The organism is Variovorax sp. 22077 (genome assembly GCF_052044195.1).
Classification (GTDB): Bacteria; Pseudomonadota; Gammaproteobacteria; order Burkholderiales; family Burkholderiaceae_C; genus Variovorax; species Variovorax atrisoli.
Map to the genome: position 1 here is coordinate 37,373 of NZ_JBQEQC010000010.1, position 17,482 is coordinate 54,854.

General features: G+C 68.1%; 17 protein-coding genes. 8 read left to right on the forward strand and 9 right to left on the reverse strand.

Going from position 1 to position 17,482, the window contains the following annotated elements:
• Position 1: 1 nt before the first annotated feature.
• From ACTJLF_RS15995 to ACTJLF_RS16005, 3 genes are read left to right on the forward strand one after another with little or no spacing between them, the layout of a single operon-like run.
• Positions 2 to 868 (forward strand): branched-chain amino acid ABC transporter permease, encoded by an 867-nt coding sequence (locus ACTJLF_RS15995; protein ID WP_019658044.1) that lies wholly within the window; start codon positions 2 to 4, stop codon positions 866 to 868.
• Entirely contained in the window at positions 865 to 1,866 is a 1,002-nt protein-coding gene (locus ACTJLF_RS16000; protein ID WP_019658045.1) for a branched-chain amino acid ABC transporter permease, read from the forward strand. The genes ACTJLF_RS15995 and ACTJLF_RS16000 overlap by 4 nt, the downstream gene beginning before the upstream one ends.
• Before the next feature lie 44 nt (positions 1,867 to 1,910).
• The gene (locus ACTJLF_RS16005; protein WP_019658046.1) at positions 1,911 to 2,924 is read left to right on the forward strand and encodes a nitrilase; all 1,014 of its coding nucleotides are present in this window, start codon (positions 1,911 to 1,913) and stop codon (positions 2,922 to 2,924) included.
• A gap of 75 nt (positions 2,925 to 2,999) precedes the next feature.
• Here ACTJLF_RS16005 and ACTJLF_RS16010 read toward each other — a convergent pair whose 3' ends face one another.
• From ACTJLF_RS16010 to ACTJLF_RS16025, 4 genes are all read right to left on the reverse strand, one after another.
• A complete protein-coding gene (locus ACTJLF_RS16010) occupies positions 3,000 to 3,377 on the reverse strand; it encodes a nuclear transport factor 2 family protein (protein ID WP_019658047.1) in 378 nt (125 codons plus the stop codon).
• 13 nt (positions 3,378 to 3,390) lie between these two features.
• The gene (locus ACTJLF_RS16015) at positions 3,391 to 4,239 is read right to left on the reverse strand and encodes a fumarylacetoacetate hydrolase family protein (RefSeq protein ID WP_019658048.1); all 849 of its coding nucleotides are present in this window, start codon (positions 4,237 to 4,239) and stop codon (positions 3,391 to 3,393) included.
• 150 nt (positions 4,240 to 4,389) lie between these two features.
• Complete coding sequence (mhpA, locus tag ACTJLF_RS16020; RefSeq protein WP_440883439.1) at positions 4,390 to 5,901, reverse strand: bifunctional 3-(3-hydroxy-phenyl)propionate/3-hydroxycinnamic acid hydroxylase MhpA; 1,512 nt, start codon at positions 5,899 to 5,901, stop codon at positions 4,390 to 4,392.
• Entirely contained in the window at positions 5,894 to 6,451 is a 558-nt protein-coding gene (locus ACTJLF_RS16025; RefSeq protein WP_019658050.1) for a VOC family protein, read from the reverse strand. The genes mhpA and ACTJLF_RS16025 overlap by 8 nt, the downstream gene beginning before the upstream one ends.
• A 145-nt stretch (positions 6,452 to 6,596) precedes the next feature.
• Here ACTJLF_RS16025 and ACTJLF_RS16030 point away from each other — a divergent pair, with 145 nt between their 5' ends.
• Complete coding sequence (locus tag ACTJLF_RS16030; protein ID WP_019658051.1) at positions 6,597 to 7,586, forward strand: Bug family tripartite tricarboxylate transporter substrate binding protein; 990 nt, start codon at positions 6,597 to 6,599, stop codon at positions 7,584 to 7,586.
• 343 nt (positions 7,587 to 7,929) lie between these two features.
• Here the strand turns inward: ACTJLF_RS16030 and ACTJLF_RS16035 are convergent, their stop codons facing one another.
• Together ACTJLF_RS16035 and ACTJLF_RS16040 are read right to left on the reverse strand one after the other, a co-directional pair.
• Positions 7,930 to 8,238, reverse strand: a complete 309-nt coding sequence (locus tag ACTJLF_RS16035; RefSeq protein ID WP_019658052.1) for a hypothetical protein — start codon at positions 8,236 to 8,238, stop codon at positions 7,930 to 7,932.
• Between the two features lie 419 nt (positions 8,239 to 8,657).
• On the reverse strand, positions 8,658 to 9,602 hold the full coding sequence (locus tag ACTJLF_RS16040) for a LysR family transcriptional regulator (RefSeq protein WP_026346792.1): 945 nt from the start codon (positions 9,600 to 9,602) through the stop codon (positions 8,658 to 8,660).
• A gap of 42 nt (positions 9,603 to 9,644) precedes the next feature.
• On the opposite strand from ACTJLF_RS16040, the gene ACTJLF_RS16045 reads away from it, so the two are divergent.
• Both ACTJLF_RS16045 and ACTJLF_RS16050 read left to right on the forward strand, forming a co-directional pair.
• Positions 9,645 to 10,778 (forward strand): NADP-dependent oxidoreductase, encoded by a 1,134-nt coding sequence (locus ACTJLF_RS16045; RefSeq protein WP_440883440.1) that lies wholly within the window; start codon positions 9,645 to 9,647, stop codon positions 10,776 to 10,778.
• A gap of 5 nt (positions 10,779 to 10,783) precedes the next feature.
• A complete protein-coding gene (locus ACTJLF_RS16050) occupies positions 10,784 to 11,137 on the forward strand; it encodes a hypothetical protein (RefSeq protein WP_019658055.1) in 354 nt (117 codons plus the stop codon).
• A gap of 121 nt (positions 11,138 to 11,258) precedes the next feature.
• Here the strand turns inward: ACTJLF_RS16050 and ACTJLF_RS16055 are convergent, their stop codons facing one another.
• The 3 genes from ACTJLF_RS16055 to ACTJLF_RS16065 form a co-directional block, all read right to left on the reverse strand.
• Positions 11,259 to 13,454: a TonB-dependent receptor gene (locus ACTJLF_RS16055; protein ID WP_440883441.1), complete on the reverse strand. Its 2,196-nt coding sequence runs from the start codon at positions 13,452 to 13,454 to the stop codon at positions 11,259 to 11,261.
• 202 nt (positions 13,455 to 13,656) lie between these two features.
• Positions 13,657 to 14,145: an AtaL-like protein gene (locus ACTJLF_RS16060; protein WP_440883442.1), complete on the reverse strand. Its 489-nt coding sequence runs from the start codon at positions 14,143 to 14,145 to the stop codon at positions 13,657 to 13,659.
• A 39-nt stretch (positions 14,146 to 14,184) separates the two neighbouring features.
• A complete protein-coding gene (locus tag ACTJLF_RS16065) occupies positions 14,185 to 15,066 on the reverse strand; it encodes an SDR family oxidoreductase (RefSeq protein WP_440883443.1) in 882 nt (293 codons plus the stop codon).
• Positions 15,067 to 15,165: 99 nt separating this feature from the next.
• On the opposite strand from ACTJLF_RS16065, the gene ACTJLF_RS16070 reads away from it, so the two are divergent.
• Both ACTJLF_RS16070 and ACTJLF_RS16075 read left to right on the forward strand, forming a co-directional pair.
• Entirely contained in the window at positions 15,166 to 16,062 is an 897-nt protein-coding gene (locus ACTJLF_RS16070) for a LysR family transcriptional regulator (RefSeq protein ID WP_019658059.1), read from the forward strand.
• Between the two features lie 147 nt (positions 16,063 to 16,209).
• On the forward strand, positions 16,210 to 17,379 hold the full coding sequence (locus ACTJLF_RS16075) for a PDDEXK nuclease domain-containing protein (protein WP_019658060.1): 1,170 nt from the start codon (positions 16,210 to 16,212) through the stop codon (positions 17,377 to 17,379).
• Positions 17,380 to 17,482 lie beyond the last annotated feature (103 nt).

Consider the following 17,482-nt stretch of genomic DNA (forward strand, 5'->3'; position numbering starts at 1 on the left):
CATGCAGGCACTCATCGAAACCATCGCGGGCGGGCTGATGCTCGGCGCGCTCTATGCACTCTTCGGGCTCGGCCTCAGCCTGAGCCTCGGCGTGATGAAGATGATCAACATCGCGCATGGCGACCTGATCGTGCTGGGCGCCTACCTGTGCAGCACGGTGATGCAGTTCCTGGGCATCGGGCCGTTCGTCTCGCTGCTCGCCGTGGTCCCCATGATGTTCGTCATCGGCTATGGGCTGCAAAGGGTGTTGCTCAATCGCGTGGTGGGCAGGGGCGCGCTTTCGCCGCTGCTGCTCACGTTCGGACTCTCGATCGTCCTGCAGAACGTGCTGCAGGAGTTCTACACGGCCGATACGCGCAGCCTTCAGGCTGGCGAGTTCGCGCTGCAGGGCTTCGACCTGGGCGGGGTGTCGATCGGGCTGCTTCCGCTCGTCTCGACGGTGATCAGCGTGGCGATCTTCGCGGGCACCAGCTGGCTGATCGGCCACTCGCACCTGGGCCGGCAGGCGCGCGCCGTGGCGGACGACCCCGGCACCGCGCGGCTGGTCGGCGTCAACGACCGCAACTTCTTCGCGCTGGTCACCGGCTTCGTGCTCGCCGTGATCGCGCTGGCGTCGGTGATGTACGGCATCAGGACGCCGTTCTCGCCCACGGCGGGGCCCGAGCGCCTGCTGTACTCGTTCGAGGCCGTCGTGCTCGGTGGCCTCGGCAATGTGTGGGGCACGTTCGTCGGTGGCTTGATCATCGGCGTGGCGCAGCTCCTCGGTGCCAAGGTGTCGTCGGGCCTCGGCCCGTTCTTCGGACACCTGGTGTTCCTGGTCGCGCTGCTGGCGCGTCCGCAAGGGCTTTTCGGAAAGGGTTCGCGATGAACTCGCTCGCATTGATGGAAGAGGCCAGGCCACGCAAGGCGGGCAGGGCGGCAGTCGGCGTGGTCCTGCTCGCCGTGCTCGGCGCCCTGGCCGTGGCGCCGTGGTTCACGAGCTTCGCAACCCAGCGGCTCCTCGTGGAGATCTTCACCGTCTTCGCGATGGCGCTGGCCTGGAACCTGCTCGCGGGCTACGGCGGCCTGGTGGTCGTGGGGCACCAGATGTTCGTCGGCGTGGGGGCCTATGCGCTCTTCGCGCTGTCCAACAGGCTGGGAATCAACCCGTGGATCATGCTGCCGCTCGCGACGGCGGCGACCGCGCTCTTCGCATTGCTGAGCGCGCTGCCGATGTTCCGCCTCAGCGGTGCGCATTTCGCGGTGGGAACATGGGTTCTCGCGGAGATGCTGCGGATCCTGACGCTCAACAACGAATGGCTGGGCGCGGGGGGCGGCATGCCGCTGGAGGCGCTCGCGAGCTTCGATCGCTGGACGCGCAACGCAGGTGTCTATTGGTCCGCGCTGGTCACCGGCGTCGGCGCGCTCGTCATCGCGCGCCTGATGCTCAGGGGCAAGCTGGGCCTGGCGCTGATGAGCGTGAGGGACTCGGAGGCTGCGGCGGCCGCATCCGGCGTTTCGATCCAGCGGGCCAAGCTCGCGCTGTGGGCCATCGCGGGCTCCATCACCGGACTTGCGGGCGCCGTGGCCTACATGAACACGCTGCAGGTGACGCCCGATGCGACCTTCTCGCTGAACTGGTCCGCCGCGGCCATCTTCATCGCAGTGCTCGGCGGCATCGGAACGCTGGAAGGCCCCATCCTGGGAACGATCCTCTACTTCGTCCTGCGCGAGTCCTTCGCCACGTACGGCTCGTGGTACTTCATCGGCCTCGGCTCGCTCGCCATCGCCACCATGGTGTTCGCACCCGGCGGAGCCTGGAGCCTCGTCACGCGGCGATGGGCCATCAATCCATTCGGCGTGCGGCGCGACATGCCCCGCCGCTGAGCCCCTTCCTCTTCACCCATTCACTCACAGTCAAGGAAATCCAGATGTCCGAAACAGCTTTCAAGGTCGCCGTCGTCCAGGCGGCCCCGGTGTTCCTCGATGCGAAGGCGTCGACGGAAAAAGCCATCGGCCTGATCGCCGAGGCGGGGGCCAACGGTGCGAAGCTCGTGGCGTTTCCGGAGGTGTTCATCCCGGGCTACCCCTGGTGGCTCTGGCTCGGCGCGCCGGCCTGGGGGATGCAGTTCGTCTCCAGGTACCACGCCAACTCCCTGCGGGCCGACGGGCCGGAGCTGGCGGCGATCGCCGCGGCGGCCAAGAAGTCGGACATCAACGTCGTGATCGGCTTTTCCGAGATCGAGGGCGGATCACTGTACCTCAGCCAAGCCCTCATCAGCGACAAGGGCGAGATGGTGTTCAAGCGCCGAAAGCTCAAGCCCACGCACGTGGAGCGCACCCTGTTCGGCGAAGGCGATGGTTCCGACTTCCGGGTGGTCGACACCAGCGTCGGCCGTCTTGGCGCGCTGTGCTGCGCGGAGCACATCCAGCCGCTTTCGAAGTACGCGATGTACGCCATGCACGAGCAGGTGCACGTGGCGTCCTGGCCGTCGTTCACGCTGTACCGCGGCAAGGCCTATGCGCTCGGGCACGAGGTCAACCTGGCCGCCAGCCAGATCTATGCGCTGGAGGGGGGCTGCTACGTGCTCCACTCGAGCGCGGTCACCGGACAGGACATGTTCGACGCGCTGTGCGACACGCCCGAGCGCGTGGCGCTGCTCAACGCGGAAGGCTGCAAGCCCGGCGGCGGCTACTCGATGATCTTCGGGCCCGACGGACAGCCCCTGGTGCCGCACATGCCGCAGGACCAGGAAGGCCTGCTCTACGCCGACATCGATCTCGCCGACATCGCCGTGGCGAAGGCGGCGTACGACCCATCGGGCCACTACGCGCGCGGCGATGTCGTGCGCCTCATGGTCAACAGGAACCCGCGCCGAACCTGCGTCGATTTCGGGGAAGGCGTGACCGACGGGGCGCAATGGACCGAAGCGAAGGTCGAGTGAGAACAGCTCAGGCCGCAAGGCCCCGCGCTGCCGATCCGTGCGAGGCCTTAGCAAGCGTCACTCCATTGCGCAGTTTCAGCCGGCGGGCAGGGCGGTGCCCTGGCAGGCGGCCAGCTGCCAGCGCCGGTCCTGGCGCCGCCAGACGGCCAGGTAGCTGCTGCAGACCTGCCGCAGTTCGCCGCCACGCAGCACCTGTGCCCGCATCTCGCCCGCCACGATGAGCGCGTCGCCGCACGGCGTCACGGTGAGCGGCGCGAGCTCGAGCTCCCGGTAGGCGATGGCGCCGGCGGCGAGCTTGTGCAGCAGGCTGTCGCGCGAATCGACCGTGCCGGTGGAGTGCACATAGCGCAGCTCGGGCGCGAGCAGCTCGCCCAGGGCGAGCACGTCGCCGGCCAGCATGGCGTCGCGACGGCGCGCCTCCAGCGCGTGCAGTTCCTCGTCGGCAGCGCTCAAGGGGCGCGGCGCGTCATTCGTCGCGGATGCCGTTGCGCAGCACGCCGATGGCATCCACCTCGATCTCGCACACGTCGCCCGGCTTCATGAACACCTGGGGCGTGCGCTTGTTGCCCACGCCGCCCGGCGTGCCGGTGACGATCACGTCGCCGGGCTCCAGCGGGACGAAGGCCGAGATGTAGGCGATCTGGCGCGGGATGCTGTGCACCATCATGTCGGTGGTGGCGCGCTGCATCTCCTGGCCGTTCAGGCGTGTGACCAGCGTCATCTTCTGGTCGGGCGCGATCTCGTCGGCCGTCACCATCCAGGGGCCGAAGGCGCCCGTCTTCCAGAAGTTCTTGCCGGGCGCCCATTGCGAGGTGTGCAGCTGCCAGTCGCGCACGCTGCCGTCGTTGTAGCAGCTGTAGCCGGCGATGTGCGACCACGATTCGGCTTCGCCGATGTGCCGGCCGCCCTTGCCGATGACGATGGCGATCTCGCCCTCGTAGTCCAGCCGCTCGGAAACGCGGGGGCGCACGATGTCCTCGCCATGGGCCAGCTGCGAATCGGCCACGCGCAGGAAGATCACGGGCTTCTCGGTCACCTCCTTGCCGGTCTCGCGGATGTGCTCGCCGTAGTTCAGGCCGATGCAGAAGATCTTGCCGGGGTTGGGAATGACCGGCAGCAGGCGCACCTCCGACAGCGGCAAGGTGGCTCGCGCGGCATCGACCTGCGCCGCCGCCTTGGCGGTCAGTCCCGCGGCGATGAAGGCCTTGAGGTCCGGCGCCTGCGCGCCGAAGACTTCGCGCAGGTCGACCACGCGGTCGCCCACGACAGCGCCGTAGCTGTCCTGGCCGTTGTACTGGTAGCTGATGAGTTTCATGGTGGTTCCTTTGGATTGAGAAGGTGGGAGGCCAGGCCGTCCGACACGGGCACTGCGATCAGGCGGACTTTTTTCAGGGTCGACGCCCGCTCGGCGCAGAAGATCGAACGCGAGGAAGACGGACCGGGCGGATCATGGCGGCGTGGGTCGTCATGGCGCCACCGGCAGGTGCCGGGAGATGCGGTCGAGCTCGGCCTGCGTGCGCGCCACGCCGACGATGTAGCGGTCGGGCCGCAGGATCACGGCCTGCGCCTCGTGGCTGCGCAGCCACGCGTCGAGTTGGGCGTCGGGCCGGTCGATGACGAGCGCCTCGCTGCGGGCCCAGCGCTCGGCGGTGGCGGGCGCCGCGCGCGCCAGCAGTTCGCGCCGGCCGATGACGGCGCTGCGCCGGCCGAGCAGTTCGTCCAGCAAGCGGCCGTCGTCCAGGCGCGGCTGGGGGAAGGGGCGGCCGGCCAGGTCCTGCTGCTGCGCATCGAACGCGCCCTGGCCCAGCAGCTGCGGCGGAAGCTCGAAGACTTCGGGTTCGCCCTCGGCGAAGCGCGCGTCGCGTTCCGCCGCGGCGGCCGGATCGGTGGTCTGGATGATGCCGCCCAGGCGCACGGCCAGCTCGATCAGTGCGCGCACGTGCGGCTTGCGCTCGGATTCGTAGGTGTCGAGCAGTGATTCGGGAGCGCGTCCGGCGATCACCGCGTCCAGCTTCCAGGCCAGGTTGGAGGCATCGCGGATGCCCGCGCACATGCCCTGGCCCAGGAAGGGCGGCGTCTGGTGGCAGGCATCGCCCGCCAGGAACAGCCGGCCCTGGCGCCAGCCGTCGGCGATCACCGAATGGAAGGTGTAGATGGCCGCGCGCTCCAGCCGCGCCTGCGCAGGGCTGACCCAGGGGGCCACCAGCTTCCAGAGACTGTCGGGCTGCACCAGCGCCTCGCGGTCGTCGTCGGGCAGCACCATGATCTCCCAGCGGCGGCGATCGCCCACCACGTTGCAGTAGGTCATGGGCCGGCGCGGATCGCAGTGCTGCACCGTGTGCGGCGGCAGGTCGAGCGCCTCGTTCAGCACCACGTCGAACACCAGCCAGGGCTGGCGCAGGCCGAGGTCGACCATCGGGCTGCCGATGTGCTCGCGCACCGGCGAGCGTGCGCCGTCGCAGCCGACCACCCAGCGCGCGCGGGCCTCGAACGCCGGGCCGCCATTGCCGTGGCTGTCGCCCTCCCGGCAGTGAAGCGTCGCGCCGTCGTCGTCCGCTTCGATGGCGCTCAGCGTGGTCCGCAGCCGGACGTCCACCCGCGGGAAGCGCGCCAGGCCTTCGCGCAGCACCGCTTCGAGCTCGGGCTGGTGGAAGTAGTAGTTGTTGGCGCAGCCATGCGGCCCCAGTGCCGCGGTCCCGCCGCGGATCAGCAGGGTCTGCCCCGCGCCGTTGACGAAATGCATGCCCTGCGTGCCCGGCCGCGAGATGGCCAGCACCTGCTCGCGCAGCCCCGCCGCCTGGAAGATGCGCAGCACCTCGCCGTCGTAATGGATGGCCCGCGGCAGCGGAAAGATGCCAGCTTCCTTCTCGATCACCAGCACCGAGCGGCCGGCCGCCCCCAGCAGATTGGCCAGCGTGGCGCCGGTAGGCCCCAGGCCCACGATGGCCACGTCGTACACGGGCGGCCGCTCAGACATGCTGGTCTTCCTGCATGCGGCGGGCGACCTCGGCCTGCCACTCGGCACGGCTCATGAACTTGGGGAAGCGCTTCGCAATGGCTTCGGCCCGCGCCAGGATGGCCTCGTCGGACTGGGCCAGGTCGATCGGCTCGCGCAGCGGCTGGTCGCAGTACCAGGGCGTGTCCATGAACAGCTCCAAGCGGTTGCCCTCCGGGTCGCGGCAGTAGACGGAGACCGCGTTGCCGTGCGTCACGGGTTGCATGTCCGTGGCGCCTTCGTCCAGCAGCCGGCCATGGAAGGCACGCAGCGTCGCGAGGTCGGGCACCCGGAAGGACAGCTGGTTGACCACGTTGAAAGCCATGTCCGCGGGCCGGCCGGTGGCCAGCACCAGCTGGTGGTGCTCGCTCGGGTCGCGGCTGAGGAAGACCAGCTGCACCGGGCCCAGGTCGCCCGCGTCGGTCTGGGTGAATCGCAGGGCGCGCTTGTAGAAGCCGGCCATGCGGTCCAGGTCGGTCACATACAGGCCGATATGGCTGAACTGCAGCTGGAGGGGGAAGTTGGGTGGCATGGATTGTCGTCTTTCGATAACGGGGCGCAGCTTGTCTGGCTTCGAAGAACAAATAATATCTCAATTATCTTATTTTGATAATTGGCATGTTTTTCGTATGATCCGCCCGCGTGCAGCCTGCCCGCATTCGCAAACGGAGACATTCATGACCCCCATCCAAAAGCTCGCCGCGGCGGCCGCGGCCCTGCCGCTGGCGGCAGTGCTGGCGCTGTCGGGCACCGCCGCCAGTGCCCAGCCCGACTACCCCACCAAGCCCGTGCGCATCATTGCCCCCTTCCCCGCGGGCAGCGGACCCGACGCCAACGCCCGCGAACTGGCGGCGGAGCTGACGAAGATCCTGGGCCAGTCCTTCTACGTGGAGAACCGTCCGGGCGCCTCGAACATCATCGGCACCGAGGTGGCGGCCAAGGCGCCCAACGACGGCTATTCGCTCTACATCGGCACCACGAGCTCGCTGTCGGTGGTGCCGCACCTCTACGGCAAGCTGCCCTTCAATGCCGAGCGCGACTTCGCGCCCATCAGCCTGCTGGGCGTGCTCAACACCGGACTGATCGCCACCCCCTCGGTGACGGCGAAGGACGCGCGCGAGCTGATCGCGCAGCTCAAGAGCAGGCCCGATTCGATCAACGTGGCCACGCAGGGCATCGGCAGCTATTCGCACCTGTCGGCGGCGTGGTTCAACAGGGAGGCCGGCGTGAAGTCCAACCTGGTGCCCTACAACAGCAACAGCCCGTATGCCGACCTGCTGGCAGGGCAGATCCAGCTGATGTTCGACGGCCTGCCCGCCGCGGCCACCAACGTGCAGGCAGGCAAGCTCAAGCTGCTGGCCATCACCGGCCGCGAGCGGCATCCGAGCTTCCCCAGCGTGCCCACCTTCGCGGAGCAGGGCCTGCCCGAGTACACACCCATCGCCTGGCAGGGCCTGCTGGCGCCGGCAGGCACCGCACCGGCCATCCTGGAGAAGCTCAGCGGCGCGATGGCCAAGGTGTGCCAGTCGCCCGAACTGGCGAAGAAGTGGCGCGACTACGGCGGCGAGTTGCGCTGCAACACGCCGGCCGAATTCGCCGCCTTCATCCAGGCCGACCGGGCCATGTGGGGCAAGGTGATCCGCGCCGCAGGCGTCAGGCTCGACTGAGCGACCGCGGGCCTGGCTTCGGCCGAGCGGGCGGCGACGAAGTGCTGATCGACGCGGCCTTCGCCCGCGTCAACCGACACGACTGCAACCAGCGCGGGCGCGGGCCCACGCCCGCGCACAGCGACGTGCCCACTGGGAGTCAGCCGCATCATGTGTTGAGCCAGTGCGCGCGCCGAGGGCCTGCGCGCGGGCGATGCGGTGTGCACGCTGGAGCCGGCCCACGCCCGGCTCGAGTCGGGACAGGCGATGGCCCAGCTGGTGCTGGCGATGAAGGCGCGCTGACGACGCGCCGAGGTCACGACGACGGCGTGCCGGCGGTCCAGCCCGCGGCGCGGGCCCGCGATCAATACCGGTAGTGGTAACGGTAGCCGTAGTAGACGGGCGCCCCGTAGTAGACCGGGGCCGGCCGGTAGTAGACCGGAGCGGGCCTGTAATAGACCGGCGGAGGTGGTGCGTAGTAGACCGGGGCCGGCGGCACATAGACCGGCGCGGGCGGGTAGTACACCGGGGCCGGCGCGACGGCGACGCCAGGTACTCCGACACCGATGGACCAGCTGACGCCGGCCGTGGCTGCTGACCCCGCCAGCAGCGCCGCGGCGGCGATGACGCCGCCCACCATGTATTTCGAAAACTTCGAACGATCGAGGCTCATCTGAACTTCCTATCTTGAACAGACCCGATCCCCCTCCTTGACCGGTATCCAACGCCGCGGGCGCGCCGCTGGCCTACACGATCTGGTGACGATCGTTTCCAATCGTCACTGCGCCTGCAGCCCGCCGCGATGTGACGACCGGCCTGGCACTCCCAGTGATGGTCTGCATAACGCGTCGGCAACCGAGACCGATCGCGCAAATGCCTGGATCAGCGTCTGGCAATTCGCGCATGCCCACTTGCCTCGAACGTGCCGCCAGACGGTGGACACGCCGGCAGGCTGGCCTGGGCCGGATCGAGCTTCTTGCTGGCGTGCCCGGGCACAGGCGTCTCGAAGACGCGCGAACATCGGTGACGCGCGCGCACTCCAACAAGCCCGGAGACGCAAAGTTCAGCGAACACGCGCCGATAACGAGTCGATCACGACTCCGCGCTATAGGCAGTCGCTGGCGGTACAGGCGACGGAAACACCTCCTCCAGAAACGAGAGGAAAGCCTTGAGGTTCGGGCTCGCATGCCGGTTCCCGGGCCAAACCGCCGTGATCGGTGCGCCGTCGACGGCATATTCGGCGAGCAAGGGCAGCAGCAGTCCCCGCTCAACATACGGGGCCGCGATGAACGATGCCAGCATGCCGACCCCGCCACCGGCGGCGAGCACCTCGGCGACCGCATCGCTGGCATCCACCACGATGGCCGCATCGGGTGTGAGTTCGATCGCTCTGTTCCCGATTCGGAAACTCCAGGCCAGCGTCTGCCCCGACGCCTGGTACCGGAAATTCACGCAATCGTGATCCTTGAGTTGGTCGGGATGGCCGGGCGCGCCACGCGCTGCCAGATAGGCCGGTGAGGCGAATGCGCTGATGCGGGTTCGTGCAAGCCCTCGCGACATCAGGTTCGAGTCGGCGAGGTTCCCGATGCGAATCGCCACGTCGATCCCTTCCTCGACGAGATTGACGAAACGGTCATTCAAGCGAAGGTCGACGTGGAGCCTGGGATACCGGCGACGAAACGCAGGCAGCGCCGGTGCGAGCAGGCGTATGCCGATGGGCAGCGGCGCCGCGACTTTCAGCGTCCCGGAGGGCTCGGACCGCACCGCCGCAGCCGATTGGACGACGTCCTCGGCAGCGCGCAGCAGCAGCAAGGCCCGGCCATGCAGCTCTCGCCCCTCAGGCGTCAACACGAGGGAGCGCGTGGTCCGAGTGAAAAGGCGCACGCCCAGCCGATGCTCGAGGCGCTGGATCGTCTTGCTGACGGCCGAGGGCGAGACGGACAGCGATTGCGCGGCCGCAGTGAAACTGCCATAGGACGCCGCACGCGCAAACGCGACGACGCCGGTCAGGCTCTCCAGACTGATTTGTTCCTTCATGGCATCAAACAAGTGACTTGTTGATGGATTATCAAATACCCAATGAAGATCGACAATCCTATCGAGCAAGCCGCGGCACCCGGCTGCGTAGAGGGCGAGGCGCCGCACATCCATGGCTGGCGCTTGCAGCCGGTCAGATCTTTCAAAGGAACCCATATGACGACGAAGATGATGAAGGCGGTCAGGCAGCACGAATTCGGTGGTCCCGATGTGCTGCGTTACGAGGACGCACCGATGCCCGAGCTGAAGCCGGGGGAGGTGCTGGTGCGCGTACATGCGGTGGGCCTGAACCCTCCCGATTGGTACCTGCGCAATGGCTACAAGATGCTGCCGCCGGAGTGGCAGCCGAAGGTGGCTTTTCCCTTGATCCTCGGGACGGATGTGTCGGGCGTCATCGACGCCGTGGCCGACGATGTCGAGGACTTCGCCGCAGGCGACGCCGTGTACGCGATGGTCCGCTTTCCTGGTGGCCTTGCCGGAGGCAGCAAGGCCTATGCCGAGTGGGTCAGCGTGCCGGCGTCGGAAGTGGCGCGTAAGCCGCGCGGCATCGACCACGCGCATGCCGCTGGCGCGCCGATGTCGCTGCTCACTGCGTGGCAGTTCATGATCGAACTCGGGCACGATGAACCAAACCCGCTGCAGCCGAACAGACACGTGCCGGTCCCGCTGGAGGGCAAGACCGTCCTCGTCAATGGCGCTGCCGGCGGCGTGGGGCAGTTCGCGGTGCAGCTTGCCAAATGGAAGGGCGCGCGCGTGATCGCCGTGGCGTCCGGCAAGCACGGGACCTTCGTGCGCGATCTCGGCGCCGACGAGTTCATCGACTACACCCAGACAGCGGCCAGCGAGACGGTGCGGGACGTGGATCTCGTCGTCGATACCGTGGGCGGCCCGACCACGGGGCGCTTCCTGCGCACCCTCAAGCGCGGCGGCGCCCTGTTCCCGATCTTCCCTCTGGGCTTCTCCGGCGCCCAGGAGGCCGAGAAGTTGGGCGTCACGGTCTCGACGACGCAGGTCCGATCCAGTGGAGCGCAGCTTGCGCGGCTCGCGGACTTGCTCGACGCGGGAACGGTGCGTGTGGCCATCGACAGCACATTCCCACTCGCGGATGCACGAAGGGCGCATGAACGGGCGTCCGGTGGGAACATCCAGGGAAAAATCGTCCTCACGGTTCGTTGAAGCCCATGTCCACGATCGAGGCTGCGGTCGACGACCTTCTGAACAATCGGCAACTGACGGCGGCCGAAGCGCTCGACCGTCACTTCGGGCCCACCTTTCGCCAACGCACCAATGGAAGCTGGGACGACCGCGCCGCCGTTCTCGCGAGGGCCATCCAACTCCGGGACGTGGTCGAGCACGCCACGATCACCGTGCTCGACGAACTTGCCGTTGGCGACCGTTACGCCGAGCGGCACCTGATCGATTTGCGCCACCGCGACGGAACTCGGACAGTGCAGGAGGTCTACCTGTTCGCGGAACGCGACGCTGACGGGCGTTTCACTCGCATCGAAGAGGCGGCTGTGGTGTGGAGGGATTAGCCTCACGGCAACGATCAAGGCGCGGCCACTGGCATGAGACTCCATGGGGTACGCGTCTCCCTGATGGGATGACGCACGGCTTCAGATCATGCAAGGCTCGGACCGGTTTTGCAGACCACCGCTAGAACTTCGCGCGCAACGTCAGCTGCACTTCACGGCCCGGGCCCGGCAGGATCAGGTTGTCGACGCTGCCGTGGGCCGATATGTAGTACTTGCGGTTCGCGATGTTCTTCAGGTTCAGCGAGATCTCGTAGCGATCCGTCTTGTAGCTGGCTGCCAGGTCGGCGGTCAGGTAGGAGGGCAGGGTCACGAGGTTGCTCAGCGAGGCGTAGCGCGCGCTGACGTAGTTCAGGCCGCCGCCCGCGCTGAATCCGTTGCCCAGGTCCTTCATGGCCCAGACGAAGGCCGAGTGGCGCGGCGTCAGAGAGGGGGTCTTGCCCTGCACCGGGATTGCCGCGCCCACGGGCAGCTGCAGCGAGCTCACCGTGGCCAGCGACTTCGTCATCTTCGCGTCGAGGTAGGCATAGCCCGCGCTGACGTCCCAGCGCCCGGGCAGCCGGCCGTTGAGCGCGAGCTCCAGGCCGTTGGTGCGCTGCGTGCCGACGTTGATCTGGCGCCGCGGGTCGTTCGGGTCGGTGTTCTTGATGCCCGAGCGCTCCAGGTTGAACAGCGCGGTCGTGAAGTTCAGCGCACCGTCGAGCAGGTCGAACTTGGCGCCGATCTCCTTGTTGACCGTGATCTCGGGCGCGTTGTCGATGTTGCTGGCCGACAGCGCGAAGTTCTCGCCCGACGGCTGGAACGAACGGCTGTACGACACGTAGTAGGACTGCACGGCGTCGGGCTGCCACACGAGGCCCGCGCGCGGGCTGAACTTGCGGTCGGTGCGCTCCAGGGGCGCCAGCTTGCGCTCGAAGGAGGTGTCCTGCCTGAACACGTCGTAGCGCCCACCGACCAGCGCCTTCCATTGCGGCGCCAGCGTGATCTGGTCCTGGAAGTACAGGGCGGCGGTCTTGAACTCGCTGTTGCTCGGGATCGCGCTGTCGGCCAGATAGTTCGCGACCGGGATCGGCAGCGGGTCGGCCACGGGGTTGAACAGGTTCACGCGCTGCGCGCCGGTGGCGGAGGACACCGAGTACAGGCGCTTGCGCTGCACGCCGAGCTCGGCGCCGATCAGCCATTCCTGCTTGAAGCCCCCGAGCTCGTTGCGCCAGGTCAGGTCGGTCTGGTTGAACCAGCCGCTCTCGTCGCGATCGACGAAACCGCGCGTGCGCCCCACCGTCAGGCGCACCGGGTCGGTGGTGCCGCTGGGCAGCGTGTTGTTGCGGTCGAGGTGATAGCTCGAGTAGCGCGTGGTGTTGCGCAGGCTCAGCGTGTCGTCGAACCGGTGGTTCAGCGTCGCGGTGAAGGTCTGCACCTTGCTGGTCACCGTGTCGTCGCGGCGGCCGTGCGCGGAGCCGTAGTAGGCACCGACGGGCACGTCGACCGGCCGGCCGTTGAGCGCGGGGATGCCGAAGTCGGTGAGGCGCTGGTCGCGCAGGTTCGTGTACTGCAGCAGCAGGTCGGTCTGCGGATTGAACTTGATCGCGAGCGAGGGCGCGATGTTGTAGCGGTCGGTGAACTGCTGGTCGCGATAGCTGTCGGACTTCTCGCGCGCCACGTTGAGGCGGAACGCCATGTTCTCGCCGATGGGCGTGTTCAGGTCGGCCGTGGCGCGCTTGTAGTCGTGGCTGCCGAGACCGAGCGAGACCTCGCCGAAGCGGTCGCCGAACACCGGCTTCTTGGTCACGCGGTTGATCAGGCCGCCCGAGGAGCCGCGGCCGTAGAGCACGGCGGCCGGCCCCTTGAGCACTTCGATGCGCTCCGTGTCCGACAGGTCGCGGAAGTACAGCGCATCATCGCGCACGCCGTCGACGAACCAGTCGGAGATGGCGCTGAAGCCGCGGATCACGACCTGGTCGCGCTGGCCGTCGCCGTGGTTGAAGCTCACGCCCGGCGCGTTGCGCAGCGCGTCCTGCATCGAGGTGGCGCCCTGGTCGCGCAGCAGCTGTCCGCTCAGCACGTTGACGGCCTGGGGGACGTCGCGCAGCGGGGCGCTGCCCTTGGTGGCGGTGCTGGTGGCTGCCGGGGCATAGCCCTTGTCGTCCTCGGCGGTGACGGTCACCTCCTTCAGCGTCGAGGAAGGGCTTTCCTGTGCAGCGCTCTGTGCCAGGACGGCGCCCGACAGCGAGGCGAGCGCGGCACCGGCCAGAAGGGAAACGCGCCGCAGCGGGCGCGGGGAGGGAAAAGCGATGGCTGGGAGGCAGGAGGAGGGCGTCATGTTGTCCAGTTCTTTTTGCAAGGCGGCGCAGGCGCACGCGCGGCCGCACGACAGGCCCTTCCTCCGCGGGGAAGAAGCGCGCGTGTCATGCCTTGCCTTGAAAGAATCTGGGTGAGGCGAGGGGCCGCGAGGGCTTGGAAGAAGCCTCCTGCGGCACCTGGTGGTGACGGCCGCTGCACGCGGCGGCCCGGATTGTAAAGACTCACAGGCCGGCTGCTGCGAGCCTGCCCTGCGCGAGCAGTTCGCGGGTGCGCTTCAGCGTCGACAGCAGTGCGCTCCTGTAGCCGCCTTCGCCGTCCAGCCACGCCTGCTCGGCCTGCTCCTCGGGGCCGCCCGGCGTCTTGCCGCGCAGGCCGAGGTAGCCGTAGAAGCGAAGCTGCAGGGCACCCGAGGCGTCCTCGAACAGCTCGTTGACGATGGCGCCCTCGCGCGGACCGGCGGCCTGGAAGAAGGTCACCTTGCTTTGCGGCTCGAACGCGATGATCTCGCGCAGGTCCGCGCCGCCGATGGTGGCTTCGCGAACGATGTGGGTCGCGCTTTCCTGCACCACTTCGCATCGGGTGCACAGGCCCGGAGGAAGAAAGAGCCGGGCGTCGCGCGCCTTGAGGACGAGGCCGGCCCAGGCCTGCTCGCGGCTGAGCGCCAGTTCGCCTTCGGGGTTCACCGCAACGGTGGCGTTCGAATAGATCATGATGGTCTTTCTGCGGTTGGTTCGATCGATGGATGCCGCTCAGGCTGCGGCGGCGATGCCTGCGGCAGTACCTGCAGCGAAAGCGCGGTAGGAGCGCAGCGGGCGGTCCAGCAAGGCGGTGAGGCGCTGGACATCGCCGGCCTCGGGCACCATCCCGTCGCTCAGGAAGCGTTCGCTCATCAGCCGCATGTCGTAGGCCATCCACGGCGGCATGAAGTTCAGCAGGTTCTTCTCGAAGCCCGCGGTGTCGTCGCCGCCGTACGCGACGGGGCGGCCCAGCACCTCGGACCAGATGGCCGCGACCGCGTCGCCGGTGAGCGTGTCGGGCCCCACGAGGTTGATCCGCTCCAGGGGCTGCGGCTCGCCCGCACGGTCGCGGCGCAGCAGCTCGACCGCGGCGATCTCGCCGATGTCGGCCGTATCGATCATCGCGAGCCCCTTGGCGCCGATGGGCATCGGATAGACGCCATGGCCGCTCACCACGTCCTTGACCGTGAGATCGTTGTCCATGAAGTAGGCCGGGCGCAGGATCGTCGCTTCGAAGCCCATGGCTTCGAGCATCCGTTCGACGCCGAACTTGCCCGCGAAGTGCGGCACGTTCACGTACCTGTCGCTGTGGATGACCGACAGGTACACGACACGCCGGACGCCGGCATCGCGCGCCGCATTGAGCACCACGAGGGCCTGGGTGAATTCGTCCGGGACGACGGCGTTGAGCAGGAACAGCGTGGACACGCCGGCGAAGGCGCCGCGCAGCGCCTCCACATCGAGCAGGTCGCCCTGCACGATCTCGACGGAAGCCGGCAGGTTTGCCTTGGCGGGATCGCGCACGATGGCACGCACGCCGGCGCCGCGCTCGATGAGGTTTTGAACGACTTGGCGGCCGACTTTTCCGGTTGCGCCGGTCACGAGGATGGTCATGGAAATACTCCTGTGGGTTGAAGAAGGCTCCATCGTGCTCGTTCCATTCAATGGCCGATAGCCGCTATATTTGGACTTGCTGTCTCTCTGGTGGAACACATGGACCTCCTTGCCCTGGCCGACTTCAATCTCGTGGCCCGACACGGCGGCTTCGGCCGCGCCTCGCGCGAATCCGGGCGCCCCAAGGCCACGCTCTCGCGGCGCGTGGCCGACCTGGAAAGCGGCCTGGCCCTGCGCCTCTTCGAGCGCGGGCCGCGCGCGCTCAAGCTCACCGAGGAGGGCCGCGCGCTCTTCGAGCGCACGGCGGTTCTGCTGACCGAGTTGGACGAGGCCGCCGCAGCGATCGCTTCGGGCGGCGCCGCACCGCGCGGCAGGTTACGGGTGAGCGCGCCGCTGCTTTTCTCGCAGGCCGCGATGGGCACGCTGGCGGCGCGCTTCGCGCTGAAGCACCGCGAGGTCCGCCTCGAGGTCACCACGGAAGACCGCGAAGTGGACATGGTGGAGGAGGGCTACGACCTCGTGATCCGCGTGAATCCGGCGCCGGACGAGCGGCTCGTCGGGCGCATCTTCCTGCGGGACCGCCTGGTGGCCGTGGCGAGCCCGGCCCTGAGGAAGCCCGCGGCGGGCAAGACCGCGCCGGCCGTCGTGCGGACGGGCGACGCACCGGCACACGCCGCTGCATGGGAGCTGTCGGCGCGCGGCCGCACGCGCACACTGGCGGTCGAGCCGGTGCTGCAGCTCTCGTCGCTGTTCATGATCCGCGATGCCGCGCGCGCGGGCATCGGCGTCGCGTGCCTGCCGGCGTCGCTGGTCACACGCGATCTGGCGGCGGGGCGGCTCGTGCACTGGGGCGACGTCGAAGGCCCCGAGATCGCTCTGTGGGCCCTCTATCCCTCGCGCAGGCTGCTCAGCAGCCGTGTCTCGGCTTTCCTGGAATTCCTGCGGGAAGCCTTTCCTCAGGGAACGCCCGACGAGCTCGCGGCCTTCGTGGACTGACGTGCGCGGGTGGGGCCAGTTGCTAAGATGCCCGACCATGCCAAGGCGATCGAGACCTCCCATGAATCGCCCCTGCGGATCCACCGTCCTGCGGGCCCCGCGCCGCGTCGTTGAAGGCGATCCGTTCCTGTTCGGCGAAATGACGGCATGACGGCGATCACCCCCGTGCCCGGCGGCTACGCGGGCGTCCATGCCGACATCGTCTCGCTGCTGGAGGCTGCGCGCCAGGCTGCTGCACGCAGCGTCAACGCGCTGATGACCGCCACCTATTGGGAAATCGGCCGCCGGATCGTCGAATTCGAGCAGGGCGGGCAGGAACGCGCCGCCTATGGCGAAGCGCTGATCGAGCGCCTGTCTGCGGACCTCTCCACGCGTTTCGGCCGTGGGTTCAGCCGGCAGAACCTGTGGCAGATGCGGCTTTTCTATGCCGCCTGGTCCACGGCATGGGTTCCGTCGCCGTCCTCCGCCCCGGCGCGCACCCGCCGGATTCCCCAGACACCGTCTGGAGAATCGGTTTCCGCCCGCAAACTCCAGACGGTGTCGGGGACATCGCCCGACCTGCAGGCGATCGCCCAGGCCTTTCCGCTTCCCTGGTCGGCCTACGTGCGCCTACTGTCGGTCAAGAGCCCGCAGGCGCGCGCCTTCTACGAGACCGAAGCCCTGCGAGGCGGCTGGTCGGTGCGGCAGCTGGATCGCCAGATCGGCAGCCAGTTCTACGAACGCACCGCGCTGTCCGCCAACAAGGCCGCCATGCTGACCAAGGGCGCGGTGGCCGAGCCCGCGGATGCGCTCACGCCCGAGCAGGCCATCAAGGACCCGTTCGTGCTGGAGTTCCTCAACCTGAAGGACGAATACTCGGAGTCCGACCTCGAAGATGCCCTGGTCCAGCACCTGGCCGACTTCCTGCTGGAGCTGGGCGACGACTTCGCCTTCGTCGGCCGGCAGCGGCGGCTTCGCATCGACGACAGCTGGTTCCGGGTCGACCTGCTGTTCTTCCATCGGCGGCTCAAATGCCTGCTGGTCATCGACCTGAAGGTCGGGAAGTTCAGCTACGCGGACGCCGGGCAGATGCACCTGTACCTGAACTACGCCCGGGAGCACTGGATGAAGCCCGGGGAGAACCCGCCGGTCGGGCTGATCATGTGCGCGGAGAAAGGTGCCGCCGAAGCCCGCTACGCGCTGGAGGGCCTGCCCAACAAGGTGCTGGCGGCCGAATACCAGACCATGCTGCCCGACGAGGCGCTGCTCGCCCAGGAGCTGGACAGGACACGGCGCGAACTGGAGGCACGGCAGCACAGGCGCACCGCGCCCGACTGATCAGGCTGTGGCCCGTGCCGTCCGTCGGGGTGGTCAGCGCGGGTGGCGCCGCTGGCGGAGACGATCGTGCGAGCAGCCGACGGACAATCGAAGCCATCCTCGA

Coding starts and splice junctions, on each gene's coding strand:
- ACTJLF_RS15995 (WP_019658044.1), top strand. CDS start 2: ATGCAGGCACTCATCGAAACCATCGCGGGCGGGCTGATGCTCGGCGCG.
- ACTJLF_RS16000 (WP_019658045.1), top strand. CDS start 865: ATGAACTCGCTCGCATTGATGGAAGAGGCCAGGCCACGCAAGGCGGGC.
- ACTJLF_RS16005 (WP_019658046.1), top strand. CDS start 1,911: ATGTCCGAAACAGCTTTCAAGGTCGCCGTCGTCCAGGCGGCCCCGGTG.
- ACTJLF_RS16015 (WP_019658048.1), bottom strand. CDS start 4,239: ATGAAACTCATCAGCTACCAGTACAACGGCCAGGACAGCTACGGCGCT.
- mhpA (WP_440883439.1), bottom strand. CDS start 5,901: ATGTCTGAGCGGCCGCCCGTGTACGACGTGGCCATCGTGGGCCTGGGG.
- ACTJLF_RS16025 (WP_019658050.1), bottom strand. CDS start 6,451: ATGCCACCCAACTTCCCCCTCCAGCTGCAGTTCAGCCATATCGGCCTG.
- ACTJLF_RS16030 (WP_019658051.1), top strand. CDS start 6,597: ATGACCCCCATCCAAAAGCTCGCCGCGGCGGCCGCGGCCCTGCCGCTG.
- ACTJLF_RS16035 (WP_019658052.1), bottom strand. CDS start 8,238: ATGAGCCTCGATCGTTCGAAGTTTTCGAAATACATGGTGGGCGGCGTC.
- ACTJLF_RS16040 (WP_026346792.1), bottom strand. CDS start 9,602: ATGAAGGAACAAATCAGTCTGGAGAGCCTGACCGGCGTCGTCGCGTTT.
- ACTJLF_RS16045 (WP_440883440.1), top strand. CDS start 9,645: ATGAAGATCGACAATCCTATCGAGCAAGCCGCGGCACCCGGCTGCGTA.
- ACTJLF_RS16050 (WP_019658055.1), top strand. CDS start 10,784: ATGTCCACGATCGAGGCTGCGGTCGACGACCTTCTGAACAATCGGCAA.
- ACTJLF_RS16055 (WP_440883441.1), bottom strand. CDS start 13,454: ATGACGCCCTCCTCCTGCCTCCCAGCCATCGCTTTTCCCTCCCCGCGC.
- ACTJLF_RS16060 (WP_440883442.1), bottom strand. CDS start 14,145: ATGATCTATTCGAACGCCACCGTTGCGGTGAACCCCGAAGGCGAACTG.
- ACTJLF_RS16065 (WP_440883443.1), bottom strand. CDS start 15,066: ATGACCATCCTCGTGACCGGCGCAACCGGAAAAGTCGGCCGCCAAGTC.
- ACTJLF_RS16070 (WP_019658059.1), top strand. CDS start 15,166: ATGGACCTCCTTGCCCTGGCCGACTTCAATCTCGTGGCCCGACACGGC.
- ACTJLF_RS16075 (WP_019658060.1), top strand. CDS start 16,210: ATGACGGCGATCACCCCCGTGCCCGGCGGCTACGCGGGCGTCCATGCC.